General features: G+C 60.0%; 17 protein-coding genes. 10 read left to right on the top strand and 7 right to left on the bottom strand.

Going from position 1 to position 14,793, the window contains the following annotated elements:
- Positions 1–172: 172 nt before the first annotated feature.
- From ychF to CHH27_RS12855, 3 genes are all read left to right on the top strand, one after another.
- Positions 173–1,273, top strand: a complete 1,101-nt coding sequence (gene ychF, locus CHH27_RS12845) for a redox-regulated ATPase YchF (RefSeq protein WP_094071937.1) — start codon at positions 173–175, stop codon at positions 1,271–1,273.
- Positions 1,274–1,345: 72 nt separating this feature from the next.
- Positions 1,346–2,014 carry a pyroglutamyl-peptidase I gene (pcp, locus tag CHH27_RS12850; protein ID WP_094071938.1) on the top strand — a complete coding sequence of 223 codons (669 nt, stop codon included), beginning with the start codon at positions 1,346–1,348 and terminating at the stop codon, positions 2,012–2,014.
- 94 nt (positions 2,015–2,108) lie between these two features.
- Complete coding sequence (locus CHH27_RS12855) at positions 2,109–2,792, top strand: fumarylacetoacetate hydrolase family protein (protein ID WP_094071939.1); 684 nt, start codon at positions 2,109–2,111, stop codon at positions 2,790–2,792.
- Between the two features lie 54 nt (positions 2,793–2,846).
- On the opposite strand, the gene CHH27_RS27690 is transcribed toward CHH27_RS12855, so the two are convergent.
- The 3 genes from CHH27_RS27690 to CHH27_RS12865 all read right to left on the bottom strand — a co-directional run bounded on the left by CHH27_RS27690 (position 2,847) and on the right by CHH27_RS12865 (position 5,235).
- Positions 2,847–3,014: a hypothetical protein gene (locus CHH27_RS27690; RefSeq protein WP_157738910.1), complete on the bottom strand. Its 168-nt coding sequence runs from the start codon at positions 3,012–3,014 to the stop codon at positions 2,847–2,849.
- A 172-nt stretch (positions 3,015–3,186) separates the two neighbouring features.
- Positions 3,187–4,515 (bottom strand): HAMP domain-containing sensor histidine kinase, encoded by a 1,329-nt coding sequence (locus CHH27_RS12860; RefSeq protein WP_157738911.1) that lies wholly within the window; start codon positions 4,513–4,515, stop codon positions 3,187–3,189.
- A gap of 42 nt (positions 4,516–4,557) precedes the next feature.
- Positions 4,558–5,235, bottom strand: coding sequence for a response regulator transcription factor (locus CHH27_RS12865; protein WP_094071941.1), 678 nt, complete (start codon positions 5,233–5,235; stop codon positions 4,558–4,560).
- 204 nt (positions 5,236–5,439) lie between these two features.
- Between CHH27_RS12865 and CHH27_RS12870 the strand changes: the two genes are divergently transcribed.
- The 3 genes from CHH27_RS12870 to CHH27_RS12880 all read left to right on the top strand — a co-directional run bounded on the left by CHH27_RS12870 (position 5,440) and on the right by CHH27_RS12880 (position 8,015).
- Positions 5,440–5,799, top strand: a complete 360-nt coding sequence (locus tag CHH27_RS12870) for a PepSY domain-containing protein (protein ID WP_094071942.1) — start codon at positions 5,440–5,442, stop codon at positions 5,797–5,799.
- A gap of 71 nt (positions 5,800–5,870) precedes the next feature.
- Positions 5,871–6,092 carry a hypothetical protein gene (locus CHH27_RS12875; protein WP_094071943.1) on the top strand — a complete coding sequence of 74 codons (222 nt, stop codon included), beginning with the start codon at positions 5,871–5,873 and terminating at the stop codon, positions 6,090–6,092.
- Positions 6,093–6,239: 147 nt separating this feature from the next.
- Positions 6,240–8,015, top strand: coding sequence for an SLC13 family permease (locus CHH27_RS12880; RefSeq protein ID WP_094071944.1), 1,776 nt, complete (start codon positions 6,240–6,242; stop codon positions 8,013–8,015).
- Positions 8,016–8,166: 151 nt separating this feature from the next.
- Here the strand turns inward: CHH27_RS12880 and CHH27_RS12885 are convergent, their stop codons facing one another.
- Positions 8,167–9,066: a GyrI-like domain-containing protein gene (locus CHH27_RS12885; protein ID WP_094071945.1), complete on the bottom strand. Its 900-nt coding sequence runs from the start codon at positions 9,064–9,066 to the stop codon at positions 8,167–8,169.
- Positions 9,067–9,243: 177 nt separating this feature from the next.
- On the opposite strand from CHH27_RS12885, the gene CHH27_RS12890 reads away from it, so the two are divergent.
- The 4 genes from CHH27_RS12890 (at position 9,244) to CHH27_RS12905 (ending at position 11,664) form a co-directional block, all read left to right on the top strand.
- Positions 9,244–10,143: an NAD(P)-dependent oxidoreductase gene (locus CHH27_RS12890; protein ID WP_094071946.1), complete on the top strand. Its 900-nt coding sequence runs from the start codon at positions 9,244–9,246 to the stop codon at positions 10,141–10,143.
- 137 nt (positions 10,144–10,280) lie between these two features.
- Positions 10,281–10,643, top strand: a complete 363-nt coding sequence (locus CHH27_RS12895) for a hypothetical protein (protein WP_094071947.1) — start codon at positions 10,281–10,283, stop codon at positions 10,641–10,643.
- 74 nt (positions 10,644–10,717) lie between these two features.
- On the top strand, positions 10,718–11,176 hold the full coding sequence (locus CHH27_RS12900) for a MaoC family dehydratase (protein ID WP_094071948.1): 459 nt from the start codon (positions 10,718–10,720) through the stop codon (positions 11,174–11,176).
- Complete coding sequence (locus CHH27_RS12905; RefSeq protein WP_094071949.1) at positions 11,173–11,664, top strand: MaoC family dehydratase; 492 nt, start codon at positions 11,173–11,175, stop codon at positions 11,662–11,664. Before CHH27_RS12900 ends, CHH27_RS12905 begins: the two co-directional genes overlap by 4 nt.
- Before the next feature lie 39 nt (positions 11,665–11,703).
- Here CHH27_RS12905 and CHH27_RS12910 read toward each other — a convergent pair whose 3' ends face one another.
- The 3 genes from CHH27_RS12910 to CHH27_RS12920 form a co-directional block, all read right to left on the bottom strand.
- Positions 11,704–12,756 carry a dipeptidase gene (locus CHH27_RS12910; RefSeq protein WP_094071950.1) on the bottom strand — a complete coding sequence of 351 codons (1,053 nt, stop codon included), beginning with the start codon at positions 12,754–12,756 and terminating at the stop codon, positions 11,704–11,706.
- A gap of 123 nt (positions 12,757–12,879) precedes the next feature.
- Positions 12,880–13,572 (bottom strand): FadR/GntR family transcriptional regulator, encoded by a 693-nt coding sequence (locus CHH27_RS12915; protein WP_094071951.1) that lies wholly within the window; start codon positions 13,570–13,572, stop codon positions 12,880–12,882.
- Between the two features lie 120 nt (positions 13,573–13,692).
- Positions 13,693–14,793 carry an ABC transporter ATP-binding protein gene (locus CHH27_RS12920; RefSeq protein WP_094074720.1) on the bottom strand — a complete coding sequence of 367 codons (1,101 nt, stop codon included), beginning with the start codon at positions 14,791–14,793 and terminating at the stop codon, positions 13,693–13,695.

A 14,793-nucleotide genomic window follows, 5' to 3' on the forward strand; every position in this document is an offset into this window, starting at 1 on the left:
GTTTGAGGAAAGCGCCGGAAGCTGCCTAACGGCTTATCTTGTCGAAAATACGGATCTGTGCTGACAGGCTGCTGTCGCGGGCCGCCATGCCCCGCGGAAAGCCTTGACCTGATGACCGGCCTCGGGCATGTAGCGCGGCAACAGTTTCAGACCAGACCGAAAGCGAATTCCCATGGGTTTCCAGTGCGGCATTGTCGGACTGCCGAATGTCGGCAAGTCCACGCTCTTCAACGCGCTTACCAAGACCGCAGCCGCCCAGGCTGCCAACTACCCGTTCTGCACCATTGAACCGAATACCGGTGAAGTGGCCGTGCCGGATCCGCGCCTTTACGCCATTCGCGACATTGCCGAATCCAAGGAAGTCATTCCGACCCGGATCACCTTTGTCGACATTGCCGGTCTGGTGCGCGGTGCCTCCAAGGGCGAAGGCCTCGGCAACCAGTTCCTGGCCAACATCCGGGAAGTTGACGCGATTGCCCATGTGCTGCGCTGCTTCGAGGATGACGACATCACCCATGTGGACGGTGCCATCGATCCGCTGGCCGATGCAGAGACGGTGGAAACCGAGCTTATGGTCGCCGATATGGAAAGCCTTGAGCGCCGCATTGCGCCCTTGAAGAAAAAGGCAACCGGCGGCGACAAGGAAGCCAAGGTGGTTCTTCCGATCATGGAAGCGGCCCTCGCCCTGCTGCAGGACGGCAAGCCTGCCCGTGTGCTTGAGGTTGCCGATGCCGAGGAAGCCAGGCTGCTCAAGGGCCTCAATCTCCTGACGTCCAAACCCGTGCTTTATGTCTGCAACGTCGACGAGGCATCAGCTTCAGAGGGCAATGCCCTGTCTGCGAAAGTTGCCGAGAAAGCCAAGGAAGAAGGCGCTGTCGCGGTCGTGATATCCGCTGCCATCGAAGCCGAAATCTCGCAGCTCGACAAGGAAGAACAGGACGAGTTCCTGGAAACCATCGGCCTTGAGGAGCCGGGCCTCGACCGCATGATCCGCGCCGGCTACGACCTTCTGGGCCTGATCACCTATTTCACGGCCGGCCCGAAGGAAACCCGCGCCTGGACCATCACAGAAGGCACCAAGGCCCCGGGCGCCGCCGGTGTCATCCACACCGATTTCGAACGCGGCTTCATTCGCGCGCAGACAATTGCCTATGACGACTATGTCGGTCTCGGCGGAGAAAGTGCAGCCAAGGAAGCCGGCAAGGCGCGCGACGAAGGCAAGGAATACATCGTCAAGGACGGCGATGTCCTGCTCTTCAAGTTCAACACGTAACTTGCCCTACTGCCTTTTGTTCCTCCGGCAGGCGCTCTAGTCTGTCGGCCAGGAACTTCGAAAGGCGCAAGCATGAAGACCATCCTCCTGACCGGCTTCGAAGCCTTCGGCACGACGCCGGTCAACCCCGCCGAACAGGTTGCCAGACATCTCGATGGCGAAACCCTCGCGGGGGCAAGAATTGTCTCCCGGATCATTCCGAACACTTTCTTTGTCTGCATCGATGCGGTCAAACAGGCGCTGACGGAAACGAACGCCGACGCCGTGGTGATGATGGGCGAATTCGGCGGCCGGGCGACCATCACGGTTGAACGCATCGCCCTCAATTTCAACGACAGCACCCGCTACGGGCTGAAGGACAATGCAGGCGTTGCGCTGCAGGGAAACTTGACCGCACCGGATGGCCCGCTCGCTTATCAGAGCACGCTACCGGTCCGAGCCATGGTCAAGGCCATGCGAATGGGCGGCATTCCGGCAGACATTTCGGATGCGGCTGGTACCTTCTGCTGCAACCACCTTTTCTATGGCATCCTGCATCACCTGGCGATCACCGATCAGTCGATCCCCGCTGGTTGGGTGCACCTCCCGCATCTGCCGGAAGTCGCCGCCCTGGAACACAATCTCGGCGCCCCGAGCATGTCCGTTGAAACAGCTGCACAGGGATTGCGCCTGGCCCTCGCCGCGTTGGTGAGCCACCCGCAGGATATCGAGGAACCTGTTTCAGGACGATTGCAGGTCTAGGCCGCAGGCGCGCCGCTTCGTGTCGCAGGCCACTCGACATTGTCGCAGGAAACGACCTAAAAGCTGAAATCCTTTTCCAAGCGAAAGACCTGCGATGAAAACCGTAATCCCGGCTCCCTATCCCGTCCTTCTGCCCGTCAGCGAAAGCCGGGCGGAGTTTCCGGTTCGGCGGGTCTACTGCGTCGGTCGCAACTACGCCGCCCATGCGGTCGAAATGGGTCATGATCCGGACCGGGAGCCCCCCTTCTTCTTCCAGAAAAACCCCGATAATCTCGATCCGTCAGGCACGTTTCCCTACCCGGGCTTGAGCACCGACGTCCATCATGAGGTGGAACTGGCGGTGATGCTGAAATCGGGAAAGAGCAACATCCGCATCGAGAATGCTCTGGAACATGTCTATGGCTATGCGGTCGCGCTCGACATGACCCGCAGGGACCTGCAGGGCGAGGCCAAGAAAGCCGGTCGTCCGTGGGAAGCCGGCAAGGCGTTTGAACACTCCGCGCCGATCGGCTCGATCGTGCCGGCGGCCGACTGCGGGTTCCTGCATGAAGGGCGTATCGCCCTGACCGTCAACGGGACTTTGCGCCAGGAGGGAGACCTCAACCAGATGATCTGGAAAGTCCCGGAAATCATCGCCAAACTGTCGGAACTGTTCGTGCTCGGGGCTGGCGACGTCATCCTGACGGGCACGCCGTCCGGCGTTGGTGCAGTCGAGCGGGGAGACGTGATGCGCGCGACTGTCGATGGTTTGCCAGAACTGGACGTGACCGTCGTTTAGTGCGGATGTCCTTGAAAGCGGAAAACCCCGCCGGTCTCCCGTCGGGGTTTTCTGCTAGCTGCGATCCAGGCCTTTCAGGACAAGCGGGTTCGGACCTTTCTGGTCCTGCCATTTTGCGCCCTGTTTGCCCTGGCGCAGGCGCGGCGTCCAGTTGCTTCTGGGCGCGCCATATTTCTGCAGCAGCGTGTCGACTTCAAAATAATGACGATTGCCAAGTTCCATGGTTCTGTCTCCCTTCTTGCAGAGCGAAATGCCTTGCCTGTGAGAGGCATGTGGGTGGCAATCCTGACGAAGATGTGTCGGCAACATTAAGCTTTGGTCATGTTCTCCCAAAGCTGCAAGGTATCGGAACTCCGCCCGGCTGAGGCGGGTGAAGAGGGCGAAGATTGCCCGATCACGAGAACCGGATCTCGATCCGTAGCCCTGGGAATACAGACCCTGTTTGCGGGTTGTCGGACAGCACCACCTCCGCCTGATGCAGATTGGCAATCGCCTGGAACAAGGCAAGACCCAGCCCGGCCCCTGGTGTTGTCCGGCTTTCCTCAAGCCGGAACATCGGCTCGAACACGCGTTCACGGAGCTCTTCCGGGATCCCGGGTCCGGTATCGGTGAAAACCAGCGTCTTGCCTTTGACTTCAAGACCGATCCGCGTATCCGCCGGCGTGTGTTTCAGGCTGTTTTCAATGAGATTGGCCAATGCCTGGATAAGGAGCCGGCGATCGCCCTGCACGGTCGCGGTTCCCGACACCTGAAACTGGAAGCTTCGGCCGCTGTCTTCGATAACGGCGCGATAGATATCTGCAACGTCTTCCACCACGGAAGTCAGTTGAAGCGTCTCGAACCGCTGCCTGTGTTCGCCGCTCTCCAGCTTGGCCATGCGCAACAGCGCTTCAAAGATATGGATGACCTCGTCGGTCTGGGCCAGGGCATTTTCCACCGCGCCCCTGTCTGTGGTGCGCTCTTCAAGACCTTCCAGTTCGGCACGCAGCCGCGTCAGCGGTGTTTTCAGATCGTGGGCGATATTCGTGGTGAGATTGCGGGTCTGGCGCATCAGGACTTCCAGGCGCGCCGTCGTGTCGTCCAGAGAGCGGGCCAGCCGGCCGAAGTCGTCGCGCCCCGCCCTGTCGCCGACGCGCGCCGACAGGTCGCCCGCCGCCACCCGGTCCAGAACACCGGAGATGACCGAGACACGTTTCTGAGCCCGCCACCCGAGAAGACCGCCAATCGCCAACATGACAACAAGCGTCACGCCCCCGGAAACAGCAAAGATGTTGATCAAGACCTCCAGATAGTCTTCACGGTTTTCCAGGTTGCTGCCGACCAGCAGAAGACCGTTCGGGATTGGTGTTGCATAGACACGCCAGGGGCCTTCGAGTTCCTCAAATTCTTCATCTTCCTTGAAATGAAAGGTGGCAGCTCCCGGCAGTCTGGCAATTCCATTGGTCATGCGCCTTGCAAGGCGAGTGTTGTCACTCAGGATGACAGCAAACCGGTCCTCGGTTTCGTAAAACATGGCCCGGTCCGGCCCGGTCGCTGCCAGTCGTGTTGCGATATCGGCGGCGCGGCCCAGAAGCTCCGCATCAATTCGCGCCGTAATCTCGCGATCGACAAAAAGAACGGACACCAGACCGGCCACACAGACGATCACGAGGAAGACTAACGTCAGCTGCACGGCCTGACGAAGCGCCGACATCTGCAGCAATTGTCGGAAACGCTTCAACAAACCGTCCGCTCCCGCCGCTGGAAGGGTTGAACAGCAAACTGTCTAGGCTTCAAACACATATCCCGCCCCCCGTTTTGTCCGAATGAGCGTATCCCCGAAGGGTTTTTCGATCTTTGCCCGCAACCGGCTGATATGCGTTTCAACGACACTGCTGGTCGGATCGAAATTGATGTCCCAGACCCGTTCCAGAAGCATGGCGCGGGTCAGGACCCTGCCCCGGTTGCGCATGAACACTTCCAGGAGCCGGAATTCCTTGGCATTCAGATCGATCCTGGAACCTTGCCGAACGCAGGTCTGCTTCAGAAGATCCAGCTCCACGTCGCCCGCGTTCAGTTTGACCGGCTCCGACTGAGCGGCCGGAGCTGCCCGGCGGCCCAGCGCCCCGACCCGTGCCAGAAGCTCGGTGGAAGCAAAGGGCTTGGTCAGATAATCGTCGGCCCCGGCTTCAAGGCCTTCAACCCGGTCGTCAACGGCTTCCATGGCGGTGAGGAACAGAACCGGCGTCATGTTCTTCGATGCCCTCAGGGCCTTCAGAACCGACAGACCATCAATGCCGGGGGTCATGCGGTCCAGCACGATCACGTCGAATTCACCTGTCGTGGCACTGGCCAGAGCATCGCGCCCGTCCTCGACCCAGTCGACGACATGGCCGGCATCGCTCAGACTTGAGTGAACCCACTTGCCGATTCCGGCGTCGTCTTCCAACAGCAGAATTTTCATTGACCAGCTACCAGCGCCTCTCGTTGCAGCGGATAGATAACCGCCTGTCTTTCTATGGCCTACAAGGTCTGGGCGCACGGGTGAAAGGAAAAATCGCTTCTTTACAAGATTGTAAATTTCGCGCCAGAGGCGGGAAAACCTGCCCGCCTATCTCTTGTTCACCGGACGACGCCGGGTCGCCGGACCACTTGAGAGGAAACTGACATGAAAAAGACCACTGCAAAGATCCTTGCCGCCACTCTGATCGCCACCGGCCTGACGGGCACGTCGCTCGCCGTTGCAGCACAGACCGACACCAACGAGGCCCCGCTCACGTCCGACCTGTCGATCAGCCAGGTTTCCGAGATTGCCCTCGGTGCTCAAGCCGGCACCATCGAGGAAATCGAACTGGAAAACGAAGACGGCAAAGCGGTCTTCGAAGTCGAGATCAAGACCGACACCGGTGAAGTTGAAGTCATGATCGACGCCGCAACGGGCGATGTCCTGTCCATGGAACAGGACGATGACGGTGATGATGACGAAGACGACGACGATGGTGAAGACGACGACAAGCAGAAAGGCTGACGCTGAACTGAAAGGATGGCGGGCCCTTGCCCGCCGCACTTCCCTGACATTTCCCAAAACAGGAGACTGACATGACGACCCTGAATTCCGTTCTTGAAACCAGCAAAATGGCCGCGCAGCGCTTTGGCGCAGGCGTCGCCGGAGTTCTCGCCCTGATCGCAGGCTGCCTGCTCTTGTCAGCCTTCGCGACACTGGGACTGGCGATTCTGGGGATCGGCGCTGTCGTGACAGTTTTGACGCTTGCCATCAGCGCCCTCAGCCCCATGAAGGAGCCGCAAGCCGAAGCGGCCTGACGTCAAAACAATCCCGCCTGATCCTCAAACCGCTCAGCCCGGCCCTGCGCCGGGCAAGAGCTGTTCCGGCCACCGGCTGGATAATTGTCCGGCTTCGGCCTAAAACGGATGGACCCTGTCTTCTCCCGCCCAAGCTGGAGCTCTCCTGTGTCCTTCGAGCAATCCGCCCTCTTCATACTCTTCGGCGTTGTCTTCGCCCTGCTGGTCTGGGGACGCATTCGCTTCGACCTCGTCGCCTTTGCCGCTCTGATCATCGGCGCCCTGCTGGGACTAGTCCCGTCGGGCGAGATCTTTTCCGGCTTCGGCCATCCAGCTGTCATCATCATTGCCCTCGTGCTGATCGTCTCACGCGGCCTGATGAACTCGGGCGCTGTCGAGCTGGTCGCCAAGTATCTCCTGTCCGCCACCAGCGGTCTTGCAAAACATATCGGGCTGCTCTCCGTTGTCGGTGCCGGCCTGTCCGGCATCATCAACAATGTTGCGGCTCTTGCCCTGCTGATGCCGCTTGATCTGGAAGCCGCCAAAAAGGCCGGCCGCTCACCCGGCCTGTCGCTGATGCCGTTGTCTTTCGCAACCATTCTTGGCGGCATGATCACCCTGATCGGAACACCACCCAATATCGTGATCGCCGAGTACCGGTCCGATGCGCTCGGGGCACCCTTCACCATGTTCGACTTTGCGCCCGTCGGGCTGGTCGTTGCGATCAGCGGCATTCTTTTTGTCGCGTTGATCGGCTGGCGATTGCTGCCCGGCCACTTTCGGGACAAACCCAAGGAAGACGGTTTTGCGGAGAGCCTCTATTCGGCCGAACTCAAGGTCGGCAAGGTCTCCAGGGACAAGCCGATGACCGTCGGCGACCTTTATCCGGTTGCCGAGGACAAGGATGTCGCCATCATTGGCCTGATCCGCAACGGCCGCCGCATTCGTGGTTTTGCCAGGCGGGAGCCGATCAAGGAAGGCGACTACCTCTTTGTCGAGGGCGATCCGAAAGCCATCGAGGCTTTCATGGGCGCTGCAAAACTGGCTTTTGCGGGTTCTGAACGTCACAAGGGCGGCCTCACGGGCAGCGCGCTCACGCTGATCGAAGCCATAGCGCCTGACAACGCGCGCATCATCGGCCAGTCGGCATTCGACATGCGCCTTCTCTATGGTCAGGGGGTCACCCTCCTGGGCATTTCACGGCAGGGCCGGCGCATTCAAAAGCGGGTCCGCCACGAAGCCATCCGTGCAGGAGATGTGCTCCTTCTTCTGGGCACGCCGGACCGTCTGGAAAGTGCCAGCAGCTGGCTTGGTGTCCTGCCATTGAAAGGCCGGCAGACCGGCATGATCCAGCGCAACAAGGCCTGGATGGCCATTGCCGGCTTTGCCCTCGCCATCACAGTGGCCGTGGCCGGTCTGGCCTATCTGCCGGTCGCCCTGGCGGCCTGCATCATCTTCTATGCGGCGACCGGTCTGGTCAGCGGCACGGAAATCTATCAGTCCGTTGAATGGAAGGTCATTGTGCTGCTCGGCTCGCTGATCCCGCTTGGCCAGGCCTTTGAACAGGCTGGCAATGCACAACTGATCGCGGACGGCATCACGTCCTTGACGGCCGGCGCGCCGGCCTGGGTCACGCTGACGGTCCTGATGATTGTCACCATGACCTTGTCAGACTTCCTGAACAACGTCGCAACCTGCCTGATCGCAGCGCCGATCTCTGTTCAGATCGCCAATTCGCTCGGCGTCAATCCGGACCCGTTCCTGATGGGGGTCGCCGTTGCCGCCTCCTGCGCCTTTCTGACGCCGATCGGGCACAAGAACAACACCATCATCATGGGACCGGGCGGATACCGGTTCGGCGACTACTGGCGCATGGGCCTGCCGCTGGAACTGTTGGTGCTGGTTGTCTCCATTCCCGCGATCCTTGTCTTCTGGCCGCTGTGAGGCAAGTGCGCCCCCCGAAAAAGGAGCAAGCGCTCCAAACTCCACATCATCCTGGACCCGGCCGTAAGATCCGTCTCGAAGGATCGGCCTCAACTGATAGTCTTGAGGCCGTCCTTCGAGACGCGTGCAAGCTCCGGGCACGTAGCCAGCATCAGGCCGCGGGTTTAAGCGGCAGGCAGATATCCGTCAGGAGATCGGCCGGTGCCGTGTCGCGCGGGTTGTTGAGATAGATCTCCATGCAGGGCGCGTCGGCCGGCTCGCGGCCCGACTGGGTCAACCATTCGCCATAGAGCCAGGTATAGGCCTTTTGCATGTCCGCATAAGGACCCTTGTAGCGAAGCACGGCATAGTCGCCGGCGCGTGTCTCCAGTGGTTCGAGGGGGGCGTCCACGGGAAATCCATCCGTGACCGCCACGCCCGCAACCGATTCCAGCTCCTCTTCCGGCACCCGGGTCGGATCGGAGTAATATAGCGCTTTCATTGCACCGGCCTTGCCGATCAGATTGCGGCCGACAAGAACGCCGACCAGTTTTTCGAACGCCTGCCCGATCTGCATATAGGGGCCCTTGTGATGCAGAACGGCAAGCGTTTCGGACGGCAGGGATTTGACTTCAACATCATGCATGAGATTGGCTCCTGTGTGTTTGGGGATCGGGGCTCCGCCATGTGCGGGCTGCAACTTGCTTGAAGCCCTTTCGGCGCGATAGGCCGATGGGCTTTGGCCATAAGACTGTTTGAAACTGCGGGAAAAGGCTTCCTGGCTGCCATAGCCCGCCCGATGGGCCACCTTTAGGAGCGCCATGTCGGTATAGGCCAGATCGGCCGCAGCGCGGTGAAGCCGCAGGCGCTTCACCGTCGCAACGATGGATTCGCCATAGGCGGCCTGCCAGACCCGGTGCCAGTGCCAGGGAGACAGCGCGGCCACCTCGGCCAGCGTCGCCAGATCCGGATCCTCGTCCAGATTGGCGTAGATATATTCGATCACCCTTGTGAACCGGCGGATGTAGCCGCTGTCCTTCGGATCGATCATGGTCTTTTCGTGCTGGGTCATAGGCTGTCCTCAAGATGTGAACGGACCCTAACACCGCCCCGAATGATAAATCTTGCGGACTTGGTCTCGCTCTCGCTTCAAGTCACAAAGATGTTGCAGGCGGCGACAAAATCGCACTGGCATCAGAGGCTGAATTGCTCATGATGAACGCAACTGAACCAAAGCGGAGCACTCCACATGAGCACCCCGAAACGGATCCTGTTTACAGGCGGCTCCGGCAAGGCCGGCCGCCATGTCATCCCCTACCTGCTCGACAAGGGGCACCGGGTCGTCAATGTCGATCTGACACCGCTGGACCATCCCGGGGTCGACAATCTGACCGCCGACATCACCTCGTCCGGCGAGATGTTCAATGTCATGACCAGCTACGCCAACTTTGATGAGCTGGAACCGGGAACCGGCGTCCCCGCCTTCGATGCGGTGGTGCATTTCGCGGCAATCCCGCGCATTCTGATCCAACCGGACAACAGGACCTTCGAGGTCAATGCCGTCGGCACCTACAACGTGATCGAAGCCGCCGTGAAGCTCGGCATCCGCAAGGTCGTTGTCGCCTCCTCCGAAACCACGTACGGCGTCTGTTTTGCCGACGGGGTGGTCAACCCGAAGGTTCTGCCCGTCGAAGAGGATTATGACGTTGACCCCATGGACAGCTACGGCCTGTCGAAAGTCGTGAATGAACAGACGGCCCGGTCTTTCCAGCGCCGCTCCGGTTTCGACATCTATGCGCTTCGGATCGGCAATGTCATCGAGCCTCACGAATATGACCGCTTCGCCGATTTCTTCAAAAACCCGGCCCAGCGCCGGCGCAATATCTTCTGCTATATCGACGCACGCGATCTCGGCCAGATCGTCGACCTTTGCCTTGAAAAGGACGGGCTCGGCTTTCAGATCTTCAATGCCGGCAACGACACCAACTCCGTCGACATTGCCAACACCGAAATCCTGGAACGCTTTTTCCCGGGCGTGCCGCTCTCAAGAGAGCTCGAAGCCCATGAAGCCCTGTTTTCCAACCGCAAGATCCGGGAGGTCCTGGGCTTCCGGGAAGAACACAACTGGCGCAACTATATCAGCGCCTGAGCAGACTGCCGGGTACGGCAGTCCGGTTCGCCAACCAATCATGCTGTTGGTCTTCAGGGCAATTTACTTCTTATCCGCCACCGACTAGCTTCTGGGAGCAACATTCAAAAAGGGCAGCCTTCTGCCGGGGAGAGAGTATGAATTTCTTGAAATCGTCGATCATCGGTCTGGCCCTCCTGGCATCTGCGCCGGTCGCTCTTGCACAGGGAACAGGTTCGGAAGGCTATTTCCAGCTCTACAACAACACCGGCAACAACATCGTCGTCGGGTTCTATACCAATGACGGCAGCGGCTGGAGCGACAACTGGCTGTCGGAAGCCCTCGCGCCCGGAGAAAACGCCACAGCGGAATTCACCGCGGACACCGGCAATTGCGAGCAGGTCTTCCAGGTCGGCTGGCTTGCCGAGGACGACAGCGAAGTTCTGGACGATCCGATCAGCATCGATATCTGTGCTGCCAGCAACGTCTATATGGACGACAACGAAATCTATTACGACTGATCCCACCGGACAGCTTTGAAACACCGGAAACGCGGCGCCCCCGCGTTTCTTCCCCTTTCCCATGGCAATTTTTCATGTCCGATCTCATCCATTTTGAAGATTTCGCACCGGGGCAGATCTATGACCTCGGCTCCTTAACCGTCTCCCGCGATGACATTGTCGCCTTCGCGGCCGAATTCGATCCGCAACCGTTTCACCTGGACGATGAGGCCGGCAAGGCATCGATCCTCGGTGGGTTGGCGGCGTCCGGCTGGCACACGGCTTCCCTGGTCATGCGCCTGCTCGCGTCCAACCTTCTGAACAAGACCGCGGGCCGCGGCTCGCCGGGCATCAGCGACCTCAAATGGAAACGCCCTGTTCTTCCAGGTGACACACTTACGGCCAGGGCGGAGGTCATGGAGACAAAGGCGCTACGGTCCAAACCGGATCTCGGCATCGTCACGGTCGAAGTGACTGCCAAAAATCAGGAGGGAGCCACAGTCCTCACCTGGTTAAACCCGATCCTGTTCGCCCGTCGGGAGGCAGGCGCATGACGGACTTTTTCGAAGACATCAAGATCGGCGATACGCTTGAGCTCGGCGAACACACCTTCACGCAAGACGAGATTCTCCGTTTTGCGGAACAGTTCGACCCCCAGCCCTTTCACCTGAGCGAGGAAGCCGCAGCGCAGACCCATTTCGGCCGGCTGTGTGCTTCTGGCTGGCATACCGCATCCGTCTTCATGAAACTGTGGGTGGCAGCTCACCAGAAGGTTCAGAAGGAGGCCGCAGCGCAAGGCAAGACGCCTGCAAAGCTCGGCCCTTCGCCGGGGTTTGAAGACCTGAAATGGATCAAGCCGGTCTATGTCGGTGACAGGCTCAGATACAAGCGCGTCGTCACCGGCAAGACGGAAAGCCGCAGCCGACCGGATTGGGGCCTGATCCATTCCGACATGCTTGCCGAAAACCAGGACGGCAAGCTGGTGTTTTCCTTCAAGGGCACGGTGTTTGTGGAACGACGCCCCGCCGGCACCGGCAGCTGAGCTGCCCGCCCCTTTCTCGACGGCTGCACCAGGCCAGGATCAACCAATGGTCTGGCGCAGCACGCGCATCCAGTTGCCGAGCGCAAACTTTTCAATGCTTCGACTGGACCAGCCGCCCCTTTCCAAGGCAGCGAAGATCTTCGGCACACCAAGCACATCACCAATCTCGTCGGGCATCATCACGCCGTCAAAGTCCGATCCGAGCGTCACACCGTCCTCACCGAGGTGATTGGCCAGATAACGGATGTGCGCCAGGACCTGTTCCAATGGCACGCCGCTTTCAAGCAGACCGTTGGCAGCCAGAAAACACGGCGCAAAATTGACACCGACGACACCACCCGTGTCGGCAATCGCCCTTAGCTGCCGGTCAGTCAGATTGCGAGGTGACGCACAAAGACGGTGAGCATTGGAGTGCGTGGCAACGAGTGGCCTGGAACTGACGCCGGCAACGTCCCAAAAACCCTTTTCATTGAGATGAGACAGGTCGATCATGATGCCCCTGCGGTCGCATTCCGACACCAAGGCTTTTCCCTGCTCTGTCAGACCGGCACCCATGTCGGGCGACGCCGGAAACTGGAACGGCACGCCATGGCCAAAGATATTGTCGCGGCTCCAGACCAGTCCAATGGATCGCAATCCGCGTGCGTAGAGCACATCAAGGAACCTGAATTCCGCGTCGATGCAGTCTGCGCCCTCGATATGCAGAACCATGGCAAGCTGGCCCCGATCGACGCAGTCCCGGATCTCTTCGCTCTGCCTGCAGATCCGCACGCCGCCAGAAGACATTGCCTCGATCTCTTCAGCCACACCAACCATCTTCAGTGTCGCATCTTGTGCCAGCTCCGGGGCCAGCGGCGGCGGCATGGGCACGCTATAGCCCTTGTCCGACTGATAGTCCTCGAAATCGTAGTGCTCCGGTGATGGCGCGAACATGGCAAACAGGCCTCCCGCAAAACCGGCCCGGCGCGCACGCGGCAAATCCAGCTGGGTGTCCGGCGTTCCGTCAAGAAACCGCGCCGCTCCGTCTGAGGCACCGGCGCGCAACAGGCGCAGCAAGACATCGTTGTGGCCGTCGAAGAATGGCAAGCTCATCAGTTCTGTTCCTTTGAAGATCCGAGGCCGATTGACCAGCCAGTGACATGCGGCGGCAGGAACTAGCCTGGCCGGCGGCGTGTGTGTGCCAACAAAAGATCTGGTATGGGAAAACGGGTGGTGTCAGTCCATCATGCGCAGGTCCTGCTCGACGAGATCGAGCAGTTCAACCGTTTTTGCGCGGCTTCTCTCCGGATCGCGGTCGGCAATCGCCTGATACAACTCGCGGTGCAAGGGAAACGAGCTTTCGCCGATCCGTGTGGACTTGACCGCATTGGAAAAGAACTTGAGAAACGGCCCGCGCATGTTTGAAATAATCTGTTCAAACAGAGGGTTCTGGGCTGCTTCATAGATCGATCGGTGAAACGCCTCATCTTCCTCCAGCGCGGCGCCCTTGGCCTGATGAACGGCTTCCATCGCCAGAAGTTTTTCCTCGATATTCGCAATATCTGCGTCCGAGCCGCGCAAAGCGGCCAGTGCGGCGGCTTCGCTTTCCAGTGCCCTGCGCAGATCCAGAGCGAGCAGAAGCGCGCCCCTTTCCTCGCGAATGGCCAGCGGCACGAGAATTTCTCCTGGCTGAATGGTGCGCCGGACAAACGTGCCGGCGCCATGGCGGATCTCCAGGGCGTTGAGCGCCTCCAGCTTGCGCACCGCTTCGCGCACGGAGGAGCGGCCCACACCCAACGCGTCCATCAGCTCCCGTTCTGACGGTAGCCTGTCACCGGCCGAATAACGATTGCTGCTGATGAAATCGACCAGCCTGTCAACCACCGCTTCAAGTTTGCTTTTGGCCGGAACCGGTTGCAGTTCATGCATGGTCGATCATTCCCGTTTGAATTCCGAAAGCCAAGACTGGGCCTGAGCCTGCCGCCCGCGAGCACCTCCCCGGTTGCCTCCCGTTCCCCAAGGTGAATGGGCAGGTCTGGATGGGCAGCGTCATAGGCGCAGCCCGGACTTTAAGTCGAACAGATTGAGTCTGCCAGTGTTGAAGCAGGCCTCGACCATGTCCCCGGCCCGGACCTTCTCGTCCGGCGGGATCCGCATACAGAAGCGCGAGGATTTGGAAACGACCCAGACAATCTGTTCGGATCCGAGCATTTCCACCAGGTCCACTTTGCCGGAGACCGCCGGCCGGCCGCTGGATGCGCCCGTGCAAAGCGTGATGTGTTCGGGCCGGACGCCAAGATCCACCTCGCGCCCGGCAGTCATGGCAGACGCTGTTTCGTAGCCGGAGAGGTCTATCGTCAGCTCATCGGACCAGAAGGCCGGTGCACCGTTCTGATCGGCAATCGCACCCCTGAAGAAATTCATGCTCGGCAGACCGATGAACTGAGCCACGAACCTGTTGGCAGGCGCGTTGTAGATCTCTTCCGGTGGCGCCAGCTGCTGGATCACGCCGTCTTTCATGGCCGCGATCCTGTCTGCCAGCGTCAGGGCTTCAACCTGGTCATGAGTGACATAGATCATGGTCGCACCGAGCTCCCGGTGCAGGCGTTTCAGTTCCACGCGCAATTCGGCGCGCAGCTTGGCATCCAGATTGGACAGCGGCTCGTCGAACAGGAAAACATCGACATGGCGCACCAGCGCCCGTCCGATGGCGACACGCTGGCGCTGCCCGCCGGAAAGCTCGCTGGGACGGCGATCCAGAAGATGGCTGATCTGGAGGATCCGTGCCGCCTCGTCCACCTGGTCGGCGATGTCCCGCTTGGGAGTGCCGTTCATTTTCAGGGCGAAGGAGAGATTTCCGCGCACGGTCATTTTTGGATAAAGCGCATAGGACTGGAACACCATGGCCAGTCCCCGGTCCTTCGGCTCCTCCCAGGTCACATTGCGGCCGTCGATCAGGATCTGGCCGCCGCTGGCGTCCTGCAGGCCCGCAATCGTGTTGAGAAGCGTCGATTTCCCGCAGCCGGATGATCCCAGCAGAACGAGGAATTCACCTCTGTGAATGTCGAGATTCAATCCCTTGAGAACATCGACCGCGCCGAAGCTGACACTCAGATCCTTCGCGCGTACATGTGCGTTTCTGTCGAGCAT

The organism is Labrenzia sp. VG12, from assembly GCF_002237595.1.
Taxonomy (GTDB): Bacteria; Pseudomonadota; Alphaproteobacteria; order Rhizobiales; family Stappiaceae; genus Roseibium.